Origin of the sequence: Microbacterium sp. NPDC087592, assembly GCF_044743585.1 — a bacterium.
In the GTDB taxonomy this organism is placed as follows: Bacteria; Actinomycetota; Actinomycetes; order Actinomycetales; family Microbacteriaceae; genus Microbacterium.
The window spans coordinates 2,472,356-2,491,270 of sequence record NZ_JBIUWT010000001.1 but is presented as its reverse complement, the minus strand read 5'-3'; the positions used below and the strand labels follow the sequence as shown (position 1 = coordinate 2,491,270).

General features: G+C 68.7%; 17 protein-coding genes. 3 read left to right on the top strand and 14 right to left on the bottom strand.

Going from position 1 to position 18,915, the window contains the following annotated elements:
- Nucleotides 1-23 precede the first annotated feature (23 nt).
- From ACIOTO_RS12030 to gabT, 5 genes are all read right to left on the bottom strand, one after another.
- Nucleotides 24-1,490 carry an NAD-dependent succinate-semialdehyde dehydrogenase gene (locus tag ACIOTO_RS12030; RefSeq protein WP_105710399.1) on the bottom strand — a complete coding sequence of 489 codons (1,467 nt, stop codon included), beginning with the start codon at nucleotides 1,488-1,490 and terminating at the stop codon, nucleotides 24-26.
- A 22-nt stretch (nucleotides 1,491-1,512) separates the two neighbouring features.
- Entirely contained in the window at nucleotides 1,513-3,060 is a 1,548-nt protein-coding gene (locus ACIOTO_RS12025; RefSeq protein WP_105710400.1) for an APC family permease, read from the bottom strand.
- Nucleotides 3,060-3,944 carry a universal stress protein gene (locus ACIOTO_RS12020; protein WP_105710401.1) on the bottom strand — a complete coding sequence of 295 codons (885 nt, stop codon included), beginning with the start codon at nucleotides 3,942-3,944 and terminating at the stop codon, nucleotides 3,060-3,062. The genes ACIOTO_RS12025 and ACIOTO_RS12020 overlap by 1 nt, the downstream gene beginning before the upstream one ends.
- Nucleotides 3,944-5,326, bottom strand: a complete 1,383-nt coding sequence (locus tag ACIOTO_RS12015) for a flavin monoamine oxidase family protein (RefSeq protein ID WP_400857970.1) — start codon at nucleotides 5,324-5,326, stop codon at nucleotides 3,944-3,946. Before ACIOTO_RS12015 ends, ACIOTO_RS12020 begins: the two co-directional genes overlap by 1 nt.
- 79 nt (nucleotides 5,327-5,405) lie before the next feature.
- Complete coding sequence (gene gabT / locus ACIOTO_RS12010; RefSeq protein WP_029260983.1) at nucleotides 5,406-6,767, bottom strand: 4-aminobutyrate--2-oxoglutarate transaminase; 1,362 nt, start codon at nucleotides 6,765-6,767, stop codon at nucleotides 5,406-5,408.
- A gap of 97 nt (nucleotides 6,768-6,864) precedes the next feature.
- Here gabT and ACIOTO_RS12005 point away from each other — a divergent pair, with 97 nt between their 5' ends.
- Nucleotides 6,865-8,379, top strand: a complete 1,515-nt coding sequence (locus tag ACIOTO_RS12005) for a PucR family transcriptional regulator (RefSeq protein ID WP_400857969.1) — start codon at nucleotides 6,865-6,867, stop codon at nucleotides 8,377-8,379.
- A gap of 442 nt (nucleotides 8,380-8,821) precedes the next feature.
- On the opposite strand, the gene ACIOTO_RS12000 is transcribed toward ACIOTO_RS12005, so the two are convergent.
- Nucleotides 8,822-9,466: a response regulator transcription factor gene (locus tag ACIOTO_RS12000; RefSeq protein ID WP_029260981.1), complete on the bottom strand. Its 645-nt coding sequence runs from the start codon at nucleotides 9,464-9,466 to the stop codon at nucleotides 8,822-8,824.
- Nucleotides 9,467-9,747: 281 nt separating this feature from the next.
- On the opposite strand from ACIOTO_RS12000, the gene ACIOTO_RS11995 reads away from it, so the two are divergent.
- Nucleotides 9,748-11,463: a GAF domain-containing protein gene (locus ACIOTO_RS11995; RefSeq protein ID WP_400857967.1), complete on the top strand. Its 1,716-nt coding sequence runs from the start codon at nucleotides 9,748-9,750 to the stop codon at nucleotides 11,461-11,463.
- A 27-nt stretch (nucleotides 11,464-11,490) separates the two neighbouring features.
- Here the strand turns inward: ACIOTO_RS11995 and ACIOTO_RS11990 are convergent, their stop codons facing one another.
- The 3 genes from ACIOTO_RS11990 to ACIOTO_RS11980 form a co-directional block, all read right to left on the bottom strand.
- Nucleotides 11,491-11,964: a hypothetical protein gene (locus ACIOTO_RS11990; RefSeq protein ID WP_400857966.1), complete on the bottom strand. Its 474-nt coding sequence runs from the start codon at nucleotides 11,962-11,964 to the stop codon at nucleotides 11,491-11,493.
- Between the two features lie 90 nt (nucleotides 11,965-12,054).
- Nucleotides 12,055-12,483, bottom strand: coding sequence for a riboflavin kinase (locus ACIOTO_RS11985; protein ID WP_400857965.1), 429 nt, complete (start codon nucleotides 12,481-12,483; stop codon nucleotides 12,055-12,057).
- The gene (locus ACIOTO_RS11980; RefSeq protein WP_105710407.1) at nucleotides 12,480-12,989 is read right to left on the bottom strand and encodes a flavin reductase family protein; all 510 of its coding nucleotides are present in this window, start codon (nucleotides 12,987-12,989) and stop codon (nucleotides 12,480-12,482) included. The genes ACIOTO_RS11985 and ACIOTO_RS11980 overlap by 4 nt, the downstream gene beginning before the upstream one ends.
- A 102-nt stretch (nucleotides 12,990-13,091) precedes the next feature.
- Between ACIOTO_RS11980 and ACIOTO_RS11975 the strand changes: the two genes are divergently transcribed.
- Nucleotides 13,092-13,694, top strand: coding sequence for a PadR family transcriptional regulator (locus tag ACIOTO_RS11975; protein ID WP_400857963.1), 603 nt, complete (start codon nucleotides 13,092-13,094; stop codon nucleotides 13,692-13,694).
- Between the two features lie 4 nt (nucleotides 13,695-13,698).
- Here ACIOTO_RS11975 and ACIOTO_RS11970 read toward each other — a convergent pair whose 3' ends face one another.
- The 5 genes from ACIOTO_RS11970 to ACIOTO_RS11950 all read right to left on the bottom strand — a co-directional run bounded on the left by ACIOTO_RS11970 (nucleotide 13,699) and on the right by ACIOTO_RS11950 (nucleotide 18,806).
- Entirely contained in the window at nucleotides 13,699-14,583 is an 885-nt protein-coding gene (locus ACIOTO_RS11970) for a ribokinase (RefSeq protein WP_400857961.1), read from the bottom strand.
- Nucleotides 14,576-15,955 carry an NtaA/DmoA family FMN-dependent monooxygenase gene (locus ACIOTO_RS11965; RefSeq protein ID WP_400857959.1) on the bottom strand — a complete coding sequence of 460 codons (1,380 nt, stop codon included), beginning with the start codon at nucleotides 15,953-15,955 and terminating at the stop codon, nucleotides 14,576-14,578. The genes ACIOTO_RS11970 and ACIOTO_RS11965 overlap by 8 nt, the downstream gene beginning before the upstream one ends.
- Before the next feature lie 109 nt (nucleotides 15,956-16,064).
- Nucleotides 16,065-16,913 carry an ABC transporter permease gene (locus ACIOTO_RS11960; RefSeq protein ID WP_400857958.1) on the bottom strand — a complete coding sequence of 283 codons (849 nt, stop codon included), beginning with the start codon at nucleotides 16,911-16,913 and terminating at the stop codon, nucleotides 16,065-16,067.
- Nucleotides 16,906-17,703 carry an ABC transporter ATP-binding protein gene (locus ACIOTO_RS11955; RefSeq protein ID WP_400857957.1) on the bottom strand — a complete coding sequence of 266 codons (798 nt, stop codon included), beginning with the start codon at nucleotides 17,701-17,703 and terminating at the stop codon, nucleotides 16,906-16,908. The genes ACIOTO_RS11960 and ACIOTO_RS11955 overlap by 8 nt, the downstream gene beginning before the upstream one ends.
- Complete coding sequence (locus tag ACIOTO_RS11950) at nucleotides 17,703-18,806, bottom strand: ABC transporter substrate-binding protein (protein WP_400857956.1); 1,104 nt, start codon at nucleotides 18,804-18,806, stop codon at nucleotides 17,703-17,705. The genes ACIOTO_RS11955 and ACIOTO_RS11950 overlap by 1 nt, the downstream gene beginning before the upstream one ends.
- Between the last annotated feature and the right edge of the window lie 109 nt (nucleotides 18,807-18,915).

The window sequence follows — 18,915 nt, the reverse complement described above, 5'->3', positions numbered from 1 at the left end:
TCTCTCCTCCTCTGGCTGCTCGGTCAGGAGACCGGGATCAGCGTGTACTTGGTGGACAGGTACTCGTGGATGCCCTCGAACCCGCCCTCGCGTCCGACGCCGGACTGCTTCACTCCGCCGAAGGGTGCGGCGGCGTTGGAGACGACGCCCACGTTGAGACCCATCATGCCGGTCTCGAGCTTGTCGATCATCCGCTGGCCGCGCTGCAGGTTCTCGGTGAACACGTACGAGACGAGCCCGTACTCGGTGTCGTTCGCCAGGTGTACGGCCTCGTCCTCGGTCTCGAAGGTCGCGATCGCGAGCACCGGGCCGAAGATCTCCTCGCGGAGGATCGCGCTGCCGGCGACGACGTCGGTGAGCACGGTGGGCTCGTAGAACGTGCCGGTGCCCTCGACGGCCTTGCCACCGGCGAGCAGAGTCGCACCGCGACCGACGGCCTCGTCGACGAGCTCGCCCGCCTTGGCGACGGCATCCGCGTCGATGAGCGGTCCGATCGCCACACCTTCCTCGGTGCCGCGACCGATCTTCATGCCGTTGACGCGCTCGGTGACACGCTTGGCGAACTCACCCGCGACGTCCTTGTGCACGATGAAGCGGTTGGCTGCGGTGCAGGCCTGGCCGATGTTGCGGAACTTCGCGGCGAGTGCACCCTCCACCGCCTTGTCCAGGTCGGCGTCGTCGAACACCACGAACGGCGCGTTGCCGCCGAGCTCCATCGACACCCGCAGCACGCCCTCGGCCGCCTGGGCGATGAGCTTGCGCCCCACCTCGGTCGATCCGGTGAAGGAGAGCTTGCGCAGCCGCGGGTCGGCGATGATCGGTGCCGACAGCGCGCTGGACTTCGACGTCTGCACGACGTTGACGACGCCCGCCGGGAGCCCTGCCTTCTCGAGCAGCGAGACGAAGAAGATCGTCGTCAAGGGAGTCAGCGCCGGGGGCTTGATGACGACCGTGCACCCGGCCGCGAGTGCCGGAGCGATCTTGCGGGTGGCCATCGCGAAGGGGAAGTTCCACGGCGTCACGAAGAACGACGGTCCGACCGGACGCTGCGACACGACCATGTGGCCGGTGCCCTCGGGGTTGATGCCGTAGCGACCGCTGATGCGCACGGCCTCCTCGCTGAACCAGCGCAGGAACTCGCCGCCGTAGACGACCTCGCCACGGGCCTCGGCGAGGGGCTTGCCCATCTCGAGCGTCATGAGCAGCGCCAGGTCCTCCTTGTGCTCCTGCACGAGGTCGAACGCCGTGCGGAGGATCTCGCTGCGCACGCGCGGGGCGGTGGCCGCCCACTCGTCCTGAGCGGCGACCGCGGCGTCGAGGGCACGGATGCCGTCGGCCGGCGTCGCGTCGGCGATCGTCCGGATCACCGTGCCGGTCGCCGGGTCCTGCACGTCGAAGGTGCCGCCGGTCTCGCCGTCGATCCACTGCCCGCCGATGAAGAGGCCGGTGGGGATGCTGTCGAGGAGCGCCTGTTCGGTCTGAGTGCTCATGATTCTCTTTCTGTGAGGAGGGCTATGCGCGCTTGCGTCGGCTGGGCGGTGCGTCGATGCCCAGCGTCTCGCCGCGGAAGAAGGCGGGCCGGCGGACCGCGTTCCAGATCATGACCGCGATGCCGACGACGATGATCAGCATCCCGAGGATGAAGACGATGCCGACCCCGCCGATCTGCGATCCGGAACCGTATTCCGGGTCCATCGAGTCGATCAGCGTCGTGAAGAACAGCACCGCGAGGATCGCGCCACCGACGAGCGGGAAGAGGAACGTGAAGAAGACGTTCCGCGTCGAGTCGAACCACTGCTTGCGGAAGTACCACACGCACGCGAACGCGGTGATCCCGTAGTAGAAGCAGATCATCATGCCGAGCGTGAGGATCGTGTCCCACAGCGTGTCTTCGCTGACGACGCGCATGACGGCGTAGAACGCGGAGGCCACGATCGCCGAGATGATGGTCGCGTACCCCGGCGTGAAGAAGCGGGGGCTGACCTTCGCGAACGCCTTCGGCAGTGCGCCGTAGTGCCCCATGGCCAGCAGTGTGCGCGCCGGGCCCACGAACGTGGACTGCAGCGACGACGCGGAGCTGGTCAGAACGGCCAGCGACACCAGGAACGCGAGCGGCCCCAGGATCGGGCCGGAGAGGTGGAAGAACACGTTCTCCTGGATGTCCGCGTTGCCGAGCCCCAGCGCCCCGGTGCCGACGCCGGCGAACATGATCATCGCGACCGCGAGCAGCAGGTACAGCGACACGATCGTGAGCACCGTGACGGTGGCCGCGCGACCCGGTGTCCTCTCCGGATCCTTGGTCTCCTCGTTCATGGTGAGGGTGACATCCCAGCCCCAGAAGATGAAGATCGAGAGCGAGAGGCCCGCGGCGACCGCGCTGAAGGAGGAGATCGCGAACGGGTTGAACCAGTTCAGGTCGAACGGCTGGTAGTCGAAGCCGTTGCCGTTCACCGCCTGCACGATGGCCGCGACGGCGAAGAACACCAGCACCAGGATCTGGAAGCTGACGAGCCAGTACTGCAGCTTCTGCGTCGTCTGCATGTCGCGATACGAGATCCACGTCGCACCGAGCATGAACAGCAGGCAGACACCGATGTTGATCCAGGTGACACCGGCGAGGTCGCCGATCTCCGGGTTCCCGGTGATCTGCGACAGCAGCAGGAAGAGGAAGTCGACCGCGACGCCGGCGAGGTTCGACAGCACCAGGATCGTCGCGACGACCAGACCCCAGCCGGCCATCCAGCCGACCCACGGTCCGAACGCTCGGGCCGCCCAGGTGAACGACGTGCCGGAGTCCGGCATCCGATTGTTGAGCTCGCGGTAGCCGAAGGCGACGAGGAGCATCGGGATGAAGCCGACGAGGATGATGGCCGGGATCTGCGCCCCGACCTCGGATGCCGTGGGGCCGACGGCGGCGGTGAAGGTGTACGCGGGGGCGATGCACGAGATGCCGATCACGACCGCGCCGATCAGGCCGACCGTTCCGGCGCTCAAGCCTTTGGTGGAGATGCCGGTCGTGACACCGGATTCGGGCTCCGTCGCCCGGTTCGTGCTGCTCATCAGCGGTCTCCTGCTTCGTTGCGGGTACGCGGGACGACGATCATGGGAACGGGCAGTTCGTGCAGCATCTTCGCTGCCGTGGAGCCCAGGAACAGACGACGCGGTTGCGCCAGCCGGCTGGAGCCGACCAGGACGACCTCGCCGGGAAGCCAGGAGAGATGGGCGACGGCGTCTTCGACCGAGTCGCCCGGTGCCCTCTCGACCGCGGCCGTGCGACCGTCCGGCAGCAACTCCGCGGCGACGGCGAGCACCTCCTGGCCGTGGGTGTCGCCGACCGTGCGGATCGCTCCGGTGTCGAGTCCGGGGGGAACGTCGAACGGAACGAGGGATACGAGCCGGAGGTCGACACCGCTGTCTCCGGCGAGCGCGACGGCCTCGTCGAGGAGGGCGTCGGCACCGGGTCGGGATCCGACGGCGACCGTCACGCGCGGCAGGACGTGATCGTCCTGCTGGGCGGCGCCCACGGGCGCGAGCGCCACCGGAATGGTCGATGAGTGCAGCAGCTCGGAGGCGACGCTGCCGAGACGGTGGCGTCCGAAGATGCCGCCCCCGGCCGCGCCGATCACGATCACCCTGGCGCCGAATTCCTCGCCGGCGGCGATCAGGCCCTCGGCGAACGATTCGGAGAAGCGCACGTGACCGCTGCGGGTCAGCTCCTGCGGGAGCCGGACCACGGCGTCCGCGAGCCACTGCCGCGCCTGCGCCTTGATGTGCTCCTCGTACGCGCGCTCCGGTGGGACTGCCGCGCTGCGCGTGCCCTCGTTCGGCAGCACGATCACCAGGTGCAGGGTCGCACCGAGGCTGCGAGCGAGCCGGGCGCCGAGTGCCGCGGCATCCGCTCCCGCGTCCGTCGCCGTGTATCCGACGACGACCGAGCCGGTCATCAGCTGCCGCTCTCGACAGCGCCGGCGTCGCGACTCGCGTCGACGATGTTCGATGCGACGAGGTGGCCCATGCGGATCGCCCCGTCGACGTGCTGGTACCCGGCGCCGGCCATGTCGCTGCACGCGAAGTGGATCGGGCCGACCGCCGTGCGGAGGTCCGCGCCGTAGCGGTGCAGGCCCCCCATGTCGAAGCTCGCGGCGTAGGCGCCGCGCGTCCACTCCTCGCTGCCCCAGTCGCTCTCGTAGTAGACGACCGGGTTCTTGGCCTCGGGTCCGTAGTAGTGCGACAGCGACTCGAGGATGCGCTCCTTGCGCTCCTCGGCCGACAGCTCGAACACGCCGTCGGCGTTGGCGTCGGAGACGAAGCCGACCAGGGTGCCGCGCTCGTCGCCGTGGTTGGTGTTGTCATAGGCCTCGTGCGAGAGCTCGTACGGGCTGAAGGCGGTGCCGCTGAGGCCCTGCTCGCGCCAGAACGGCCGGTCGTACACGGCGTGCACCTTGATGACGAAGCCCATCGACAGGTGCTGGTGCAGCTGATGCTGTCGGCGCGGCATCGGAGGGTCGAACGCGATGCGGCTGTAGAGCACCGGCGCGTGCGCGAGGATCGCGTGGCGGGCGCGCACCGTGTGCTGATCGGTGGTGGCGACGACACCCGTGTCGGACCATTCGAGGCCGCGCACTGGCTGGTTCAGCAGCACGTCGTCGCCCAGGCGCTCAGCGAGGCGCAGCGGAACCTGCTGCAGACCGCCGACCACTCGCTTGTCGAGGATGAAGTCGGCGTCGACGAGGTTCGAGTAGGAACCTGCGGACGCGGCCATCAGCAGCGACTGCAGCAGGGAGAAGGAGTGAGTGGGCTTGGTGAGCATCGCGGAACCGGTGGCGAAGGCCAGGTTGCGCACGGCCTCGTCGTCGTCGGTCTGCGAGCGCAGCCAGGCGTCCCAGGTGATCGTGTCCCAGTCCTCGGCGCTGGGGTGGGCCCAGGGACGGTCCGGGTCGATCTCGGCGACCAGTGCGTCGAGGATCTCGGTGACCCTGGCGATCTCGGCCTCGGTCTCGGGCGCCACCGGGAACATCTCGCCCGTGAAGCGGTGTGCCTTCCCGTCGGGGCCGACATAGACGCTGTCGCCTTCGCGGTAGCGGCTGTAGGTCTCGAGCCCCAGCTCCTCGATCGTGTCCTTGAGCGCGTCCTGGTCGGGCGACACCCACTGGCCGCCGATCTCAAGCATGGCGCCCTCGATCACGTCGGTCCACAGGCGCCCGCCGACGCGGTCACGGGCCTCCAGCACGGCGACCGAGAGGCCGGCCTTGCGGAGGTCGTTCGCCGCCGTGAGCCCTGCGGCTCCCGCACCGATGATCAGTACGTCGCGTGTGATCTCAGCCATCTGCAACTCCTTCGTTGGGTGAAACAGTGCCGGTCGCGACCCGAAATCCCCCGATCGGGGTCGCGACCGGACAGGGGTGTCATGCCGCGGCGAGCGCCGCAGCGACGATGTCGAGTCCTTCGTTCAGCAGATCGTCGCCGATCGAGAGCGGGGGAAGGAAGCGGATGACGTTGCCGTAGGTTCCGCAGGTGAGGACGACGACGCCCTGGGCGATGCAGGCCTTGGCGACCGCGGCCGTGAGAGCGGCATCCGGGGCCTGGGTCTCGGGGTCGACGAACTCGGCGGCGATCATCGCACCGTGGCCGCGGACGTCGCCGACGCGCGGGTCGTTCTGCTGGATCGCGGTGAGACGCTGCGTGAGGGTCGCCCCGATCTCACGGGCACGCTCGATCACGCCGTCGTTCTCGAACACATCGATCGAGGCGAGGGCGGCGGCGCAGGCGATCGGGTTGCCGCCGTAGGTACCTCCGAGGCCGCCGGAGTGCGAGGCGTCCATGATCTCGGCGCGACCGGTGACGGCCGCGAGCGGGAGACCGCCGGCGATGCCCTTGGCCGTGGTGATCAGGTCGGGCTCGATGCCGAAGATCTCGCTCGCGAACATGTGCCCGGTGCGGGCGAATCCGGTCTGCACCTCGTCCGCGATGAAGACGACGCCGTTCGCGCGGCACCAGTCGACGATCGCCGGCAGGAAACCGTCGGCCGGGACGATGAAGCCGCCCTCGCCCTGGATCGGCTCGATGATGACCGCGGCGAGGTTGTCGGCGCCGATCTGCTTCTCGAGCTGGAGGATGACGCGGGCCGCGGCCTCGTTTCCGTCGAGCCCATCGCGGAACGGGTACGACATCGGAGCGCGGTACACCTCCGGGGCGAACGGACCGAAGCCGCTCTTGTACGGCATCGACTTGGCGGTGAGCGCCATGGTCAGGTTCGTGCGCCCGTGGTAGCCGTGATCGAAGGCGACGACCGCCTGACGTCCGGTGTGCTTGCGGGCGATCTTGATCGCGTTCTCGACGGCCTCCGCACCCGAGTTGAACAGGGCACTCTTCTTCGCGAAGTCGCCGGGGGTGACGCGGTTGAGGGCCTCGGCGACGCCGACGTACGACTCGTAGGGCGAGATCATGAAGCAAGTGTGCGTGAACTGCGCGGCCTGCGCGGCTACGGCTGCCGCGACCTTGGGGTGCGCGTTGCCGACCGTGGTCACGGCGATACCGGAGCCGAGGTCGATGAGCGAGTTGCCGTCCGCGTCGACGATCACTCCGCCGCCGGCTGCCACGGCCGCGATCGGCACGGTGTGCCCCACACCGGCCGCGACGGCATCCGCCTTGCGTGCGAGGATCTCGGCCGAGCGAGGTCCGGGGAGGTCCGTGACCAGGCGACGCTCCTGCGGGAGGTCGGGTCCGCCGAGAGGGACTGCGGGGGCTGCGGTGTCGAGGAGTGCCATGTTCGCGAGCGTACGGCGGCAATGGAGGCCGCCGCACTAGCCAACTTGTACAATCTAGGCGATGGGTTCGCCCGACTGTACAGCCGAAAGGTTTCTCATGGCCGCCACCGAACCGGAGCAGCCGACTCTACGGGCGCTGCTGCGCCGTCGGGACCTCGGGCTCGCACTCGTGCCGCTCGAGGAGGACCTGCCCGAGGGTGCTCTCGACCGCCCGCTGCGTTGGGTGCACAGTTCCGACCTCGCAGACCCGACCCCCTTCCTCTCCGAGGACCTGGCATTGCTGACCACGGGTACGCAGTTCGACCGGGCGATCGATATCGACACCTACGTGGGACGCCTCGCCGACCGGGGCGTCCTCGGGCTCGGCTTCGGCACGGAGGTCCATCGGTCGGGTATTCCGGAGGAGCTCGTCGCCTCGTGCGCCACACACGGGATGCCGCTGTTCGCGGTGCCGTATCGCACGCCGTTCATCGCTGTGGCCCGCGCCCACTCCGAGGCGATCGCCGCTCAGGCGTACGCCCGGCGATCGTGGGCGCTCGACACCCAGCGCGCCCTCGCCCTCGCAGCTCTCCGCCCCAGCGGGCTCGAGGCGACCATCGCGGAACTCGGACGACGCCTCGACGTCTGGGCGGGGATGTTCGATGCCGCGGGCGCGGTCGTCGCCGCCCACCCGCGCGACTGCCTCCACGCCGAGATGCTCGACGCCCTGAGCGGGCGGGTGATGGAGATCCTCACGCGCGGATTGGAAGCGAGTCAGTCGCTCACCCTCGGCGAGCACGCGTTCATGCTGTTCACCGTGGGCCGCGGAGGGCATCTGCGAGGGGTGATCGCGCTGGCGCTCGATGCGCTCGATCCGGAGGCCCGGTCGGTCGTGACGTCGGTGATCGCCATGGCAGGACTCGCGATGGAGCAGAGCGAGCAGCTCGCACGGAGCCGGCGGCGCCTGCACGCCCAGCTCCTCGGCTCCCTGCTCGCCGACGATCCCACGCTGGCGAGAAGAGTGCTCGGCGGTCTGCCCCCCGCTCCGGTGATCGTGGCCGTCGCCGCGGATGCCCCGGCCGGTCCGCTGGGCGAATGGTGGGAGCGGCATCGCTCCGAGCACGGCACTCCCGTCTTCCTCGCCGAATCCGAGGACGGCGTGACCATGTGCGTCTCCGCAGGCGAGGAAGCACTGCTCGACGAGGTCGCCACGCGTTTCGGCATCCGCATCGGCGTCTCCGATCCCGACGGGTACGACTCGTTCGCCCGGGCGCACGCGCAAGCACTGACGGCTCTTCGCCAGCAGGGAACGCACGGGGCGGCACGATACTCCGAGACGGTGGGCTCCAGCATCCTCACCGCGCTGGCGACCGATGAGGCCCGCCTCGTCGCGGAGTCACGTCTCGCGCCGCTGCGCGAGCACGATGCCCGCACCGGCGCCGAGCTGGAGCGCTCGTTGCGCACCTGGCTGGAGCACGACGCCAAGGCGGAATCCGCGGCGACGGCACTCGGCGTGCATCGGCACACCCTGCGGTCCCGCATCGCTCAGGCCGGAGGCCTGCTCGACATCGACCTCTCGACTTTTCCCGCACGGGCTGAACTGTGGACCCTCCTGCAGACGGCACGGGACTGACCTCGCGCGACTCGCGGACGACCAGCGAGGGGCGGGTGGCCTGCCCGCCCCTCGCTGCCCGAACAGCTCCCCACAGCCATCCGTTCACCCGTGGACCGCTCCCACAGCCGTCCACATCCCCGGACGGCGCCCCCGCCATCCGCAACCCCGGACAGCCGTCCGCGCAGCTCCCACAGCCACCCGCACAGCCCCGCAACCGCTCGGACGGCTCCCCCGGCCACCCACGCAGTCCCCATCACCGGGCGAACGCCCCCATCGTCGTTCGCTCCGCCCTCCACCCCTCGCGCCCGAAGTCCCCCGGCGTCGCTGTGCATCGCAATGCTCACCGTCTCGTCCCTTCGCCTGACTCCAGATCGTCCTCTGCCACCCTCACTCAGAAGACAGCAGCGCTCTAGGGCCCTTCGTCCCTCGGCCTCCCGCCGGGAGGATCCTCGTCCGCGCGTCAGCCTTCGTCGTGCATCCGCGAGAGCTCGAAGACCGCCGCCTGCGTCCGATGGGTGAAACCCAGCTTCCCGAGCATCGAGGTGACGTAGTTCTTGACTGTCTTCTCGGCGAGACCGAGCCGGTCCGCGATCTGACGGTTCGTCAGGGCGTCGGCGATGAGAGCGAGGATCTGCCGTTCGCGCATGGTCAAGGACGCGAACCGGGGATCAGCGGAATCAGCCGACCCCGAGGCGACCTGGCCCGTCGCCCGACGCACCGTGGCGGGATCGAGCAGCCGACGTCCGGCAGCGACGGCACGCACCGCTTCGGGAAGGTCCGCAGCGCGCACCGTCTTGAGCAGATGCCCGTCCGCCCCCGCCATCACGGCCGCGATCACCGCGTCGTCGTCGTCGTAGGCCGTGAGGATCAGGCACCGCATCCCCGGATGCTTCTGCCGGATCGCCCGGCACAGGTCGATCCCGCTGCCGTCCGGCAGGTGCACATCGAGGACCACGACATCGGGAAGAGTGGCCGCGATCCGCCTCGTCGCCTCCCGATAGCCCCCCGCCTCACCGACGACATCGAGATCCGGGGTGGCCTGGATCACAGCGGCGACACCCCTGCGCACCATCTCATGATCGTCGACCAGGAACACTGAGGTCATGCCCGCACTCTCCCGTTCCTGCCTGCTCGCTCGCCCGGTCTGCCCAGGCACGTCTCTCGCACCGTAACGGGCGTTTCGCGGCCTCGGCCGGGACCATGGTCCCCGCTCGATCGGGAAAGCGGGCCTCCGGCAGCGGGAGTCCTGCCGGCGACGCGCCTGCCATATACCGGCTGAGCGTTGCAGAGCGGTCGGTCTCCGGGGAAGGTGGAGGGATGCAGGACAGATGCCGACAGACGCATATTACGCCCGGCCCCCAGCAGGACGACGGGGACGACGCTCCCGTGACACGCGCACCTCGGCTCCTCGCCACCCGCCGCCAGCTCCGCGGTCTTGTCGACTTCTCGCCGGACGCGGCGGACCAACTCGACGCCGACAGGATTCTCACACGCATCGTCCGAGCTGCCGCCGACCTCATCCAAGCCCGATACGGCGCGCTGATCGTGATCGACGCGGCCGGCGCTGTCGAGCGATTCATCCACGTGGGCATCGACCAGCAAAGTGCGGCCGCGATCGCCGATCCGCCCGAGCCGGGGACTCTGTTCCGCGCGGTGGTCGACAGCGGACGCACGATCCGTCTGAACCAGATGAGCGACGACGCTCGGTCCGCGGGTTTCCCCCCGCATCACCCTGCCATGGAGGGGTTCCTCGGGGTCCCGGTCCGAAGCCACGGCGAGGTGTGCGGCGTCCTCGTGCTGTCGAATCGGCGAACCGGTGTCTTCACGCTCGAGGATGAGGAGCTCATCGAGTCGATGGCCGCGACCGCGGGAATCACCATCCACAACGCCCGCGCGGCCGAAGAGGCTCGTCGCCAGCAGCGACTGAATCGAGCGCTCTCGGACGTGAGCGCCGTGCTCCTGACCCCTCAGCGCGAGGACATCCTCGACGTCATGGCCGAGCGCGTCACTCACGTGGTCGCCTGCGACCTGGTGACGATCGTCGTCCACGTGGATGCCGACCGTCTCCGCATCGACGCCGCCCGCGGACCGCTGTCCGCCGCATACGAACACGGAGTCCTCCCGGCGGCGAGCTCGGTCGCCGCGCACGCCATCGCCAGCGGAAGGGTGGTGAGCGGAAGCCTCACCGATGAGGACACCCACGCCAGCCTGGCCGGAGACCAGGATGCGGCAGGGCCCACGGTGGCCGTCCCCCTGGTGGCTGCCGGGCATGCGATCGGGGCGCTGTGCGTCACGCGAGTGGCATCCGGTAGCGACTTCTCCCCGAGCGAGATCGACGCGATCTCCGATTTCGTCGCCCAGGCGGGTCTCGCGACCTCACTCGCCTGGGCTCGAGAGGATCGGCAGCACCTCGACATCATCGAAGAGCGCAACCGCATCGCCCGCGACCTGCATGACAACGTCATCCAGCGGCTGTTCGCGACGGGGATGAGCCTGCAGGCGTTCGCTGCCACCGACCCCGCCCACGCCGAAGAACTCGAGCAGCACGTCGCGGAGATCGACGCGGCCATCACCGACATCCGCTCCGGGATATTCTCGCTCCGGACGCGCCGCGTGAAGAGAAAAGACCGTCCTGTGCGCCGGCGCGCGCTCGACGTGATCACCGAACTCACTCCCGCGCTGCCGTCCGCGCCGACGATCACCTTCGTGGGGCCGGTCGATCCGGTCGTCACCGGGAAGCTCGCGGATGACGTCATCGCCGTCATCCGCGAGGCGCTCGCCAACGTCGCCCACCATGCCCAGGCCAGCACCTGCGCCGTGACGGTCGCCGTCTCGGAGAGAGAGGTCATCGTCTCGGTGCAGGACGACGGTGACGGGATCGCGGAGTCCCTCGGCGACCCCGGAGGGACCGAGAACCTCGCCGAACGTGCGGCGCTGCATGGCGGCACCTTCACACTGGATCAGCGGACGGAGCGCGGAACCACGGCACGCTGGAGCGTCCCCCGCACCGTGCTTTCCGACGAGGGGCCTCCTCCGACGGGGCGTCGCCGCGGTGACGGCGGCACCCGGCACCAGCTGCCGCGCGGCACCTCGCCGGAGTGAGCATCCGCTGCGGTGTGGGCCGACCGCTCACACGGTGCACGAGGGTCGGCAGTGCGACATCACGTAAGCCATGAAGTCCGTCATGAATCCGGAGATGCCCTGATCCCTCACGGCCGGGTCGGTACTCCTGATCGCGGGCGCCCATGTCGCGGAGAATGCGGGAGAGACGGTAAGGAACTGCGCGGCGATGGCCGCCATCGCGTCGGCCTGCGCCTGTGTGGACACAGTGATGCCGAGCTCGGCGATCAGTTCGGGGTGCGCATCGGCGAGGGCTCCGCGTCCCGTCATGACAAGGAGCAGCAGTTCCAGGTCGGTCGACGACGCGAGGCGAGGATCGAGGTCGGTCTCGTCCGCCGCGGCCTGCAGCCCGGCACTCGTCGCAGCCACGGGCTCGGGGGTGGCGTAGCCCGTGGCGCCATGAGCCGATGACACACCTGTCAGTGACAGGGTGAGGGCCACGACGGCGGACGTGAAGAAAGCGGTCTTCTTGCGGGCGAGCATGGGTCTTCCTCCGGATCGTCGGTGATGCGGAGAAAGTACCACAGGAGTGAAATGTAAAACAGTACTCTCGGCCAGAGCCGTTCACGAAGATCATCCGCCCGTCGGGCTCACACGCTCTCCACCCTGATCGCGATCGGCCAGAAGCCGTCGACAGCGGCTGACATCGGCCTCGCTCTGCGAGACCAGCGCATCGATTCCCTCGAAGTGCAGCGTCGGGCGCATATGGGCGACGAGCGTCACCGCCAGCGTCCGACCGTACAGATCGAGGTTCACATCATGCAGATGCACCTCGACCCGCCTTTCCCGGTCGCCTGCGAAAGTCGGATTCGTTCCGACGCTCACGCTCGCCTGCCAGACCTCCGGGTCATCGTCGATACGCGTCCACGCTGCGTAGATCCCATCGGCGGGCAGGTCGCTGTGGTCCAGCGCCAGGTTCGCCGTCGGGAAGCCGAGCTCTCGTCCCCGACCATCACCGGGCACGACCACGCCGACGATGGTCGTGAGCGGCGGAGTACTCACACGCTCTCGGAGCCCGCGATGGACCGATAGCGGCTCTGGTGGAAGACGAGCGGCTCGACGTCCTCGAACAGGGTGATGTCGGCGATCTCGTACAACGCGATCTCGTGATCACCGCCGTCGAACGTGCTGCGCAGGCGGCAGGTGAGCCAGAGCGCCGCATCCGACATGAGCACCGCCCCACCCTCGGTTCGGTGCCACTCGTGGCCACCGAACCGGTCCCCTTCGCGGGCGGAGAGCGAGCGGCTCAGAGGCTCGTGGTGCGCGGCGAGTACGCTCATACCGAGTTCGGGTACCGCCCTCAGCACGGGCCACGTCTTCGACGTACGCGCTGCGCTGATCGCGACGAGCGCGGGCTCGAGCGAGATCGAGGTGAAGGAATTGACCGCCATCCCGACAGCACGGTCATCGACATGCGCGGCGAGGGCTACGACGCCGGTCGGATACACCGAGAACGCCCGGCGGAGGGCGAGGTCGCGCGGCAGGGCGTCGGTCACGGCAGTCGTCATTTCGGCTTCCTTTCGTTAGTCAACTTTGACTAGTACTCATAATAGACAAGTTTGATCATGCAAACAATAAGAATGTGGACACCAGCCGTTAGCATGAGGGGCATGTCGACCACCCGCCTCGTCGTCCTCGGTGCCGTGAAGCAGTTCCAGCCCGTGCACGGTTACTTCCTCCGCCGCGAGCTCATGACGTGGCACGTCGACGAATGGGCGCACATCCAGCCCGGCTCGATCTACAACGCCCTGCGCGCCCTCGAGGTCGACGGCTACATCGCCGAGAGCGGCACCGAAGCCGAGGGGAAGCGCCCGGCACGCACGACCTACCGCATCACTCCAGCCGGCGAGGTCGAGCTGCAGCGCATGCTGCGCGAGAACCTCTGGAACGTCGCAGCCTTCGACACCCAGGCCGTCATGACCGTGGCCTCGTTCATGTTCGTGCTGAGCCGCCAGGAGGTGATCGCCGGCCTCGAGCACCGCCTCATCAAGAGCGACGCGATCATCACCCAGAACGGCTTCGACGTGCAGGACACTCTGCGCTCCGAGACGACACCGAAGTACGTGCGGGAGATCTTCGACCTCTCCACCGCCCGCCTCACCGCCGAGAAGCAGTGGCTGCTCGACCTGCTGGAGCGCCTGCGCGGGGGTGAGTACACGTTCGCCGGCGAGACGGAAGAGGTCGCATCGCCCGCCACGCCCCCTGCGCAGTAGCGGCTCAGCGCGAGTCGACGAACGCCGCGATCGATCCGGGCGTCAATTGCGGCGTGGTCGCCCCGCGGTGCTGAGCCACGACGGCTCCCGCCGCGCAGGCTCTGACCAGGGCATCCTCGATCGCCATTCCCTGGGCGAGCGCGGCGGCGAGCGCACCGCAGAAGGCATCGCCGGCTCCCGTCGTGTCCACCGGATCGATCCGGAAGGCGGCGACGTGCACGGGATCGCTTCCCGAGCGATGGAGCGTCACTCCCCCGGCACCCTGCGTGAGAACCACCGTCTGCGCACCGGCCGCATGGAGGCGGTCGACGCCGCCGAGTTCGAGGCACTCGGTCTCGTTCACGACGAGAACATCGACATCGGCGAGCATCCCGATCGTCGCGGCATGCGCGGGGGCGGCGTTGAGGATCGTCAGTGCGCCGGCAGCGCGCCCGGCACGCAGCCCTGCGGCCACGCTCTCGACGGGCACCTCCAGCTGCGCGAGCACGACCCCGGCTCCTGCGATCCCGGCGACCGCGTCTTCCGGGGTGAGATCGGCGTTGGCACCCGCCGCGACGACGATACTGTTGTCCCCGCCGTCGAGGGCGAGCACGTGAGCCACTCCGGTCGGAGCAGCGTCACTGCGGCGGAGCGCCGCCACGACTCCCGCATCCGACAGGGTCCGCTCGAGCACGTCGGCCGCCTCATCGTCTCCGACGACCGCGCAGAACGTCGTGGGCGCCCCGCTGCGGGCGGACGCCACGGCCTGATTCAGCCCCTTACCGCCGGAGAAACGTCCGCCGGCTCGTCCGAGGAGGGTCTCGCCGACGCGTGGGGGCCGCGAGACCTCGACCACGAGGTCGAGGTTCGCGCTCCCCACGACGGCGACACCGGTGAGGGTGTCAGACACGCGACATCGTCCGCCGGTACTGCGATCCGGTGTGCGAATCGGCGAGTGCCGGAGTCGACGTGCCGATCAGGCGCTCCCGCAGCGACTGCGGCTCCGACGACGGCTCGACGATCGCGCCGCGCTCCTTGAGGATCGGCAGCACGTGCTCGATGAAGTCGACGGTCGATGCCGGCGGGATCACGGGGGCGAAGAGGAATCCGTCGAGGTCGGCGCCGTCGGCGAGCTCGATCATGCGGTCAGCCACCTGCTCGGGGGTGCCCACGATCGGGCGGGCGCCGACACCGTGCGCGTGCCAGTCTCCGAGCACGTCGCCGACGGTCTTGTCGGCGAAGCGGGCAACCTGGGTCTGCGACAGCTCGGTGCTGAGCTCGGACATCGGTGTGTTCGGCGCGTACGCCGACAGGTCGAGCCCGGTGAACCAGGCGTAGGAGGCGACGGTGACGTCGGGGTTCTGCGCGTCGGCGACCTCGGCATACTTGCGCTGCGCCTCTTCCTCCGTGCTGCCGACGATCGCGGCGAACGCCGACATGATCTTGACCTCGTCGGCTCCGCGGCCGTTCTTCACGGCCTCCTCGCGGATCGCCGAGGAGTGCGCGCGGAGCTGCTCGACCGAGCCGCTGCCGACGAAGATCGCCTCGCCGTGCTTGCCGCCGAACTCCCGGCCGGCGGGCGACGCCCCGGCCTGGAACAGCACCGGGGTGCCCTGCGGCGAGCGCGATGTGTTGCCGTAGCCGTGCGAACGGAAGTAGGGGCCGTCGTGCGCGATGCGGTGCACCTTGGACGGGTCGGCGAAACGGCCGGACTTGTCGCGCTCCAGCGCCCCTTCCTCCCACGCCTGCTCCCACAGCTTGTAGACGACCTGCATGAAGTCGTCGGCCATCAGGTAGCGCTCGTCATGACCGACCATCGGCACGCCGAAGCCCTGCACCGCGGTGTCGGCCGTGCCGGTGGTGACGACGTTCCAGCCGATGCGGCCGCCGGAGAGGATGTCGAGCGTCGCCATCCGGCGCGCGAACGAGTAGGGCGGCTCGAGGAGGGTCGAGCCGGTGGCCACGAGGCCCAGACGCGTGGTCTCGGGGATGAGGGCGGCGAGGATGATCGCCGGGTCGAGGCGAGGCAGATCGAGCCCTTCGACGGAGCAGATGTCGGGGCGTTCGCCCGCGACGTCGGCCCAGCCCCAGGCATCCGCGAGGAACAGGAAGTCGAACCCGGCGTCCTCGACCATGCGCGCGGTGTCGCGCCAGTACTCGAGCTTGTCGAACAGGTAGCGCCCGTTGTCGGGGTGCCGCCAGGTCGCGGTGCCGGAGTCGTTCGCCTGGGCGTTCTCGAAGAGGCCGAGACGCAGCGGCTTGACGGTGTTCTGATCGGTCATGTGCGGTGCCTTCCTGGTGGGTGGTTCTGGTCGTTCTCGAGTGGATTCCGGGCACGCCGGAGGAACCCCGGGGCGGGTGGGGCGCCCGCCCCGGGATCCGGATGCCGCGTCAGCCCTTGGCCGTGACCTCGCCGTCGCTCCACCAGAGCACGCGCTTGCGCACCAGGGCGAGGACGATGATCAGGAGCACGCCGAGGAGGCAGAGCAGCGCGATGCTGGCCCAGGTGACGGGCAGGTTCGCCTGTGCAGCGGAGGTGGTGACGAGCGAGCCGAGGCCGGCCTGCTGTCCCGCTGCGACGAACTCGGCGACCGCGGCGCCGACGACGGCGAGCGGCAGGGCGATGCGGAGACCCGCGAACACGTAGGGCATGCTGCCGGGGAAGCGCAGCTCGCGGAAGATCTCCCACCGCGAGGCATGCAGCGTCTTGAAGACGTCGAGCGCCTTCTGGTCGACGTCACGCAGGCCGGCGAGCGAGTTCACGAGCATCGGGAAGAACACCACGAGGCCGGTCACGATGAACTTCGGCACCATGCCGAAGCCGAAGGCCACGACCAGCGCCGGGGCGATCGCCACGATCGGGGTCACCATCACGATGATCACGAGCGGCATCACGGCCCGTTCGATGATCTGGAACTCGGCCATGATCACCGCCAGCAGGAATCCGGCGAGGATGCCGGCGGAGGCGCCGACCACGACCTCGAGCAGCGTGACCAGGAAGTTCGACCAGTACATGCCGGCGTCGTCGACTAGGCTTCCGCCGATCGCCTCCAGCGTGGGGAGCACGTACGGGTTCGTCCAGGCCACGATCTGCCACAGCAGCGCCGCGATCACGAAGGTGATCAGGGTGGGTCCCCACGATCCCCAGCGCAGCCAGGCGGGGATGCCCCGATGCGGCTGGGCCTTCAAGCGGGCGGTCGCGAGGGTCGCGGTCGTGTCTCTCATCGTCAGCTCAGACATGGGCCTTCTCCGTCTGCGCGCGCAGCGCATCGCGCACGACTGCTTCCATCTCGCGGAACTCCTCCGTGGCATACGACTGCTCGTCGCGCGGCCGCGGCAGGTTCACGTCGATCACCTGGGCGATGCGCCCCGGGTGTGCAGCCATCACCACGATGCGGTCGGAGAGCATGATCGCCTCCGGCACCGAGTGCGTGACGAACATGACGGCCTTGCGGTTGGACTGCCAGAACTCCAGCAGGGCGATGCGCTGCAGGTCACGGTTCATCTCGTCGAGCGCCGAGAACGGCTCGTCCATCAGCATGATGGCCGGGTCGAACACGAACGCCCTGGCGATCGCGGCACGCTGCTGCATGCCGCCGGACAGCTGCCCTGGGTACTTCGTCATCGCCTGACCGAGGCCGAACGTCGCCAGCAGCTCCGCGGGGTCGCGCAGCGCTCGCCCGGAGTTCGCCTTGGCGTTGATGCGCACCGGCAGTTCGACGTTCTCGCGCACGGTCTTCCACGGCAGCAGTGCGGGGGACTGCGGCACGAGGCCGATCTTCTTGTCTCGGGACGCTGCCGTGACGCTCTCGCCGTCGATCGTGACGGTGCCCGAGTCGGCCTCGAGGAGACCGGCGACCACCTTGAGCAGCGTGGACTTGCCGCAGCCGCTCGGACCGATCACTGACACGAACTCGCCCATGCCGATCGTGAGACTCACGTCGTCGAGCACGGTGACCTTCGCGCCGTCGACGCCGAAGGACTTCGAGACGTTCCTGACTTCGACGCCTGCTCCCTGTGCGACCGACATCACTTCGCCTGCCAGATCAGGGTGTCGCCGTCGTAGAGGTCGGCGACGAGATCGGCGTCCATCATGTCGGCGATCGCGGGCAGGTCCTTGACGTCGCCGTACTTCTCGACGAGCGCGTACTCCGGCTCCCACATCGACTCGTTCTGCACACCGGGGTTGCCACCGGCGCTCTCGCGGACCCAGGCGGACTCCACCTCCCAGGTGCGGGCCAGCTGGTCGCGCGGGAACGCGGCGCCCTGGTTGTTGTCCTCGGCCAGCTTCGCGAGCTTGTCGATGCAGGCATCCGACTCGTCGAGGCAGTACTGCAGCGCCTTGAGGCTCGCCCGCATGAAGTCGGCGGCGACCTCGCGGTGCTCGTCGAGGAAGCGGGAGTTGACCTCCATCACGTTGTACGTGCCCTCGACGCCGAGGTCGGAGGGGAGGAACTCGCTGAACGGCAGGTCCTGCGCCTTGAGCGACTGCGGCTGGTTCGAGGCGTAGCCGACGATCGCATCGACCTGCTCGCGCACCACGACCGTCGGGTCGTAGTTGGTCATCTTGACCATCTCGACCTTCGAGACATCGACGCCGGCCTCGTCGAGCATGGCCGAGGCGATCGGGGTCAGGTTGATGAAGTACCCGAGCGATCCCCCCTCGAGGTCCTTGAGGCTCTCGAGCTTCTCGTTACCGAAGATGGAGAACGGCGGAGTGGTGCCGTAGGTGGCGACGGCCGTGAGGTTCTTGCTGTTCGCCGCGGCCAGCATCACGTCGGATGCGGAGCCGAGCGCCGTGAACTGCGCCTGACCGGATGCCACGAGCTGCTGCCCGTTCGCACCGGAGGCGTTGATCTCGACATCGAGGCAGAGGTCGTCGAAATAGCCCAGCTCCTCGGCGAGGAACACGTCGAGCTGTCCGGCGCTGGCGGAGTAGCCGTAGCCGGAGATGTAGGTGATGGTGCCGGCATCCTGATTCCGCTTGCAGGCGTCGGTGTCACTCGCACTCGTGGGGGCGGTATCGCCGCCTGGCGTCTGCGCGGAGCATGCTCCGAGCGTCAGCGTGGCGGCGAGAACGCACGTCAGGGTGGCAGTGATGCGGAATCGGGTTTCCGCAGAGGAAGTAGCCATGAGGGTCCCTTCTCGGCCGTTCGTCATTGATGGCTCGTCGAAAGTAACATAGTCAAGATTGACTAAGCAAGATAAAACTAACTTTTGACGAAACAGCAGGGACTCTCTG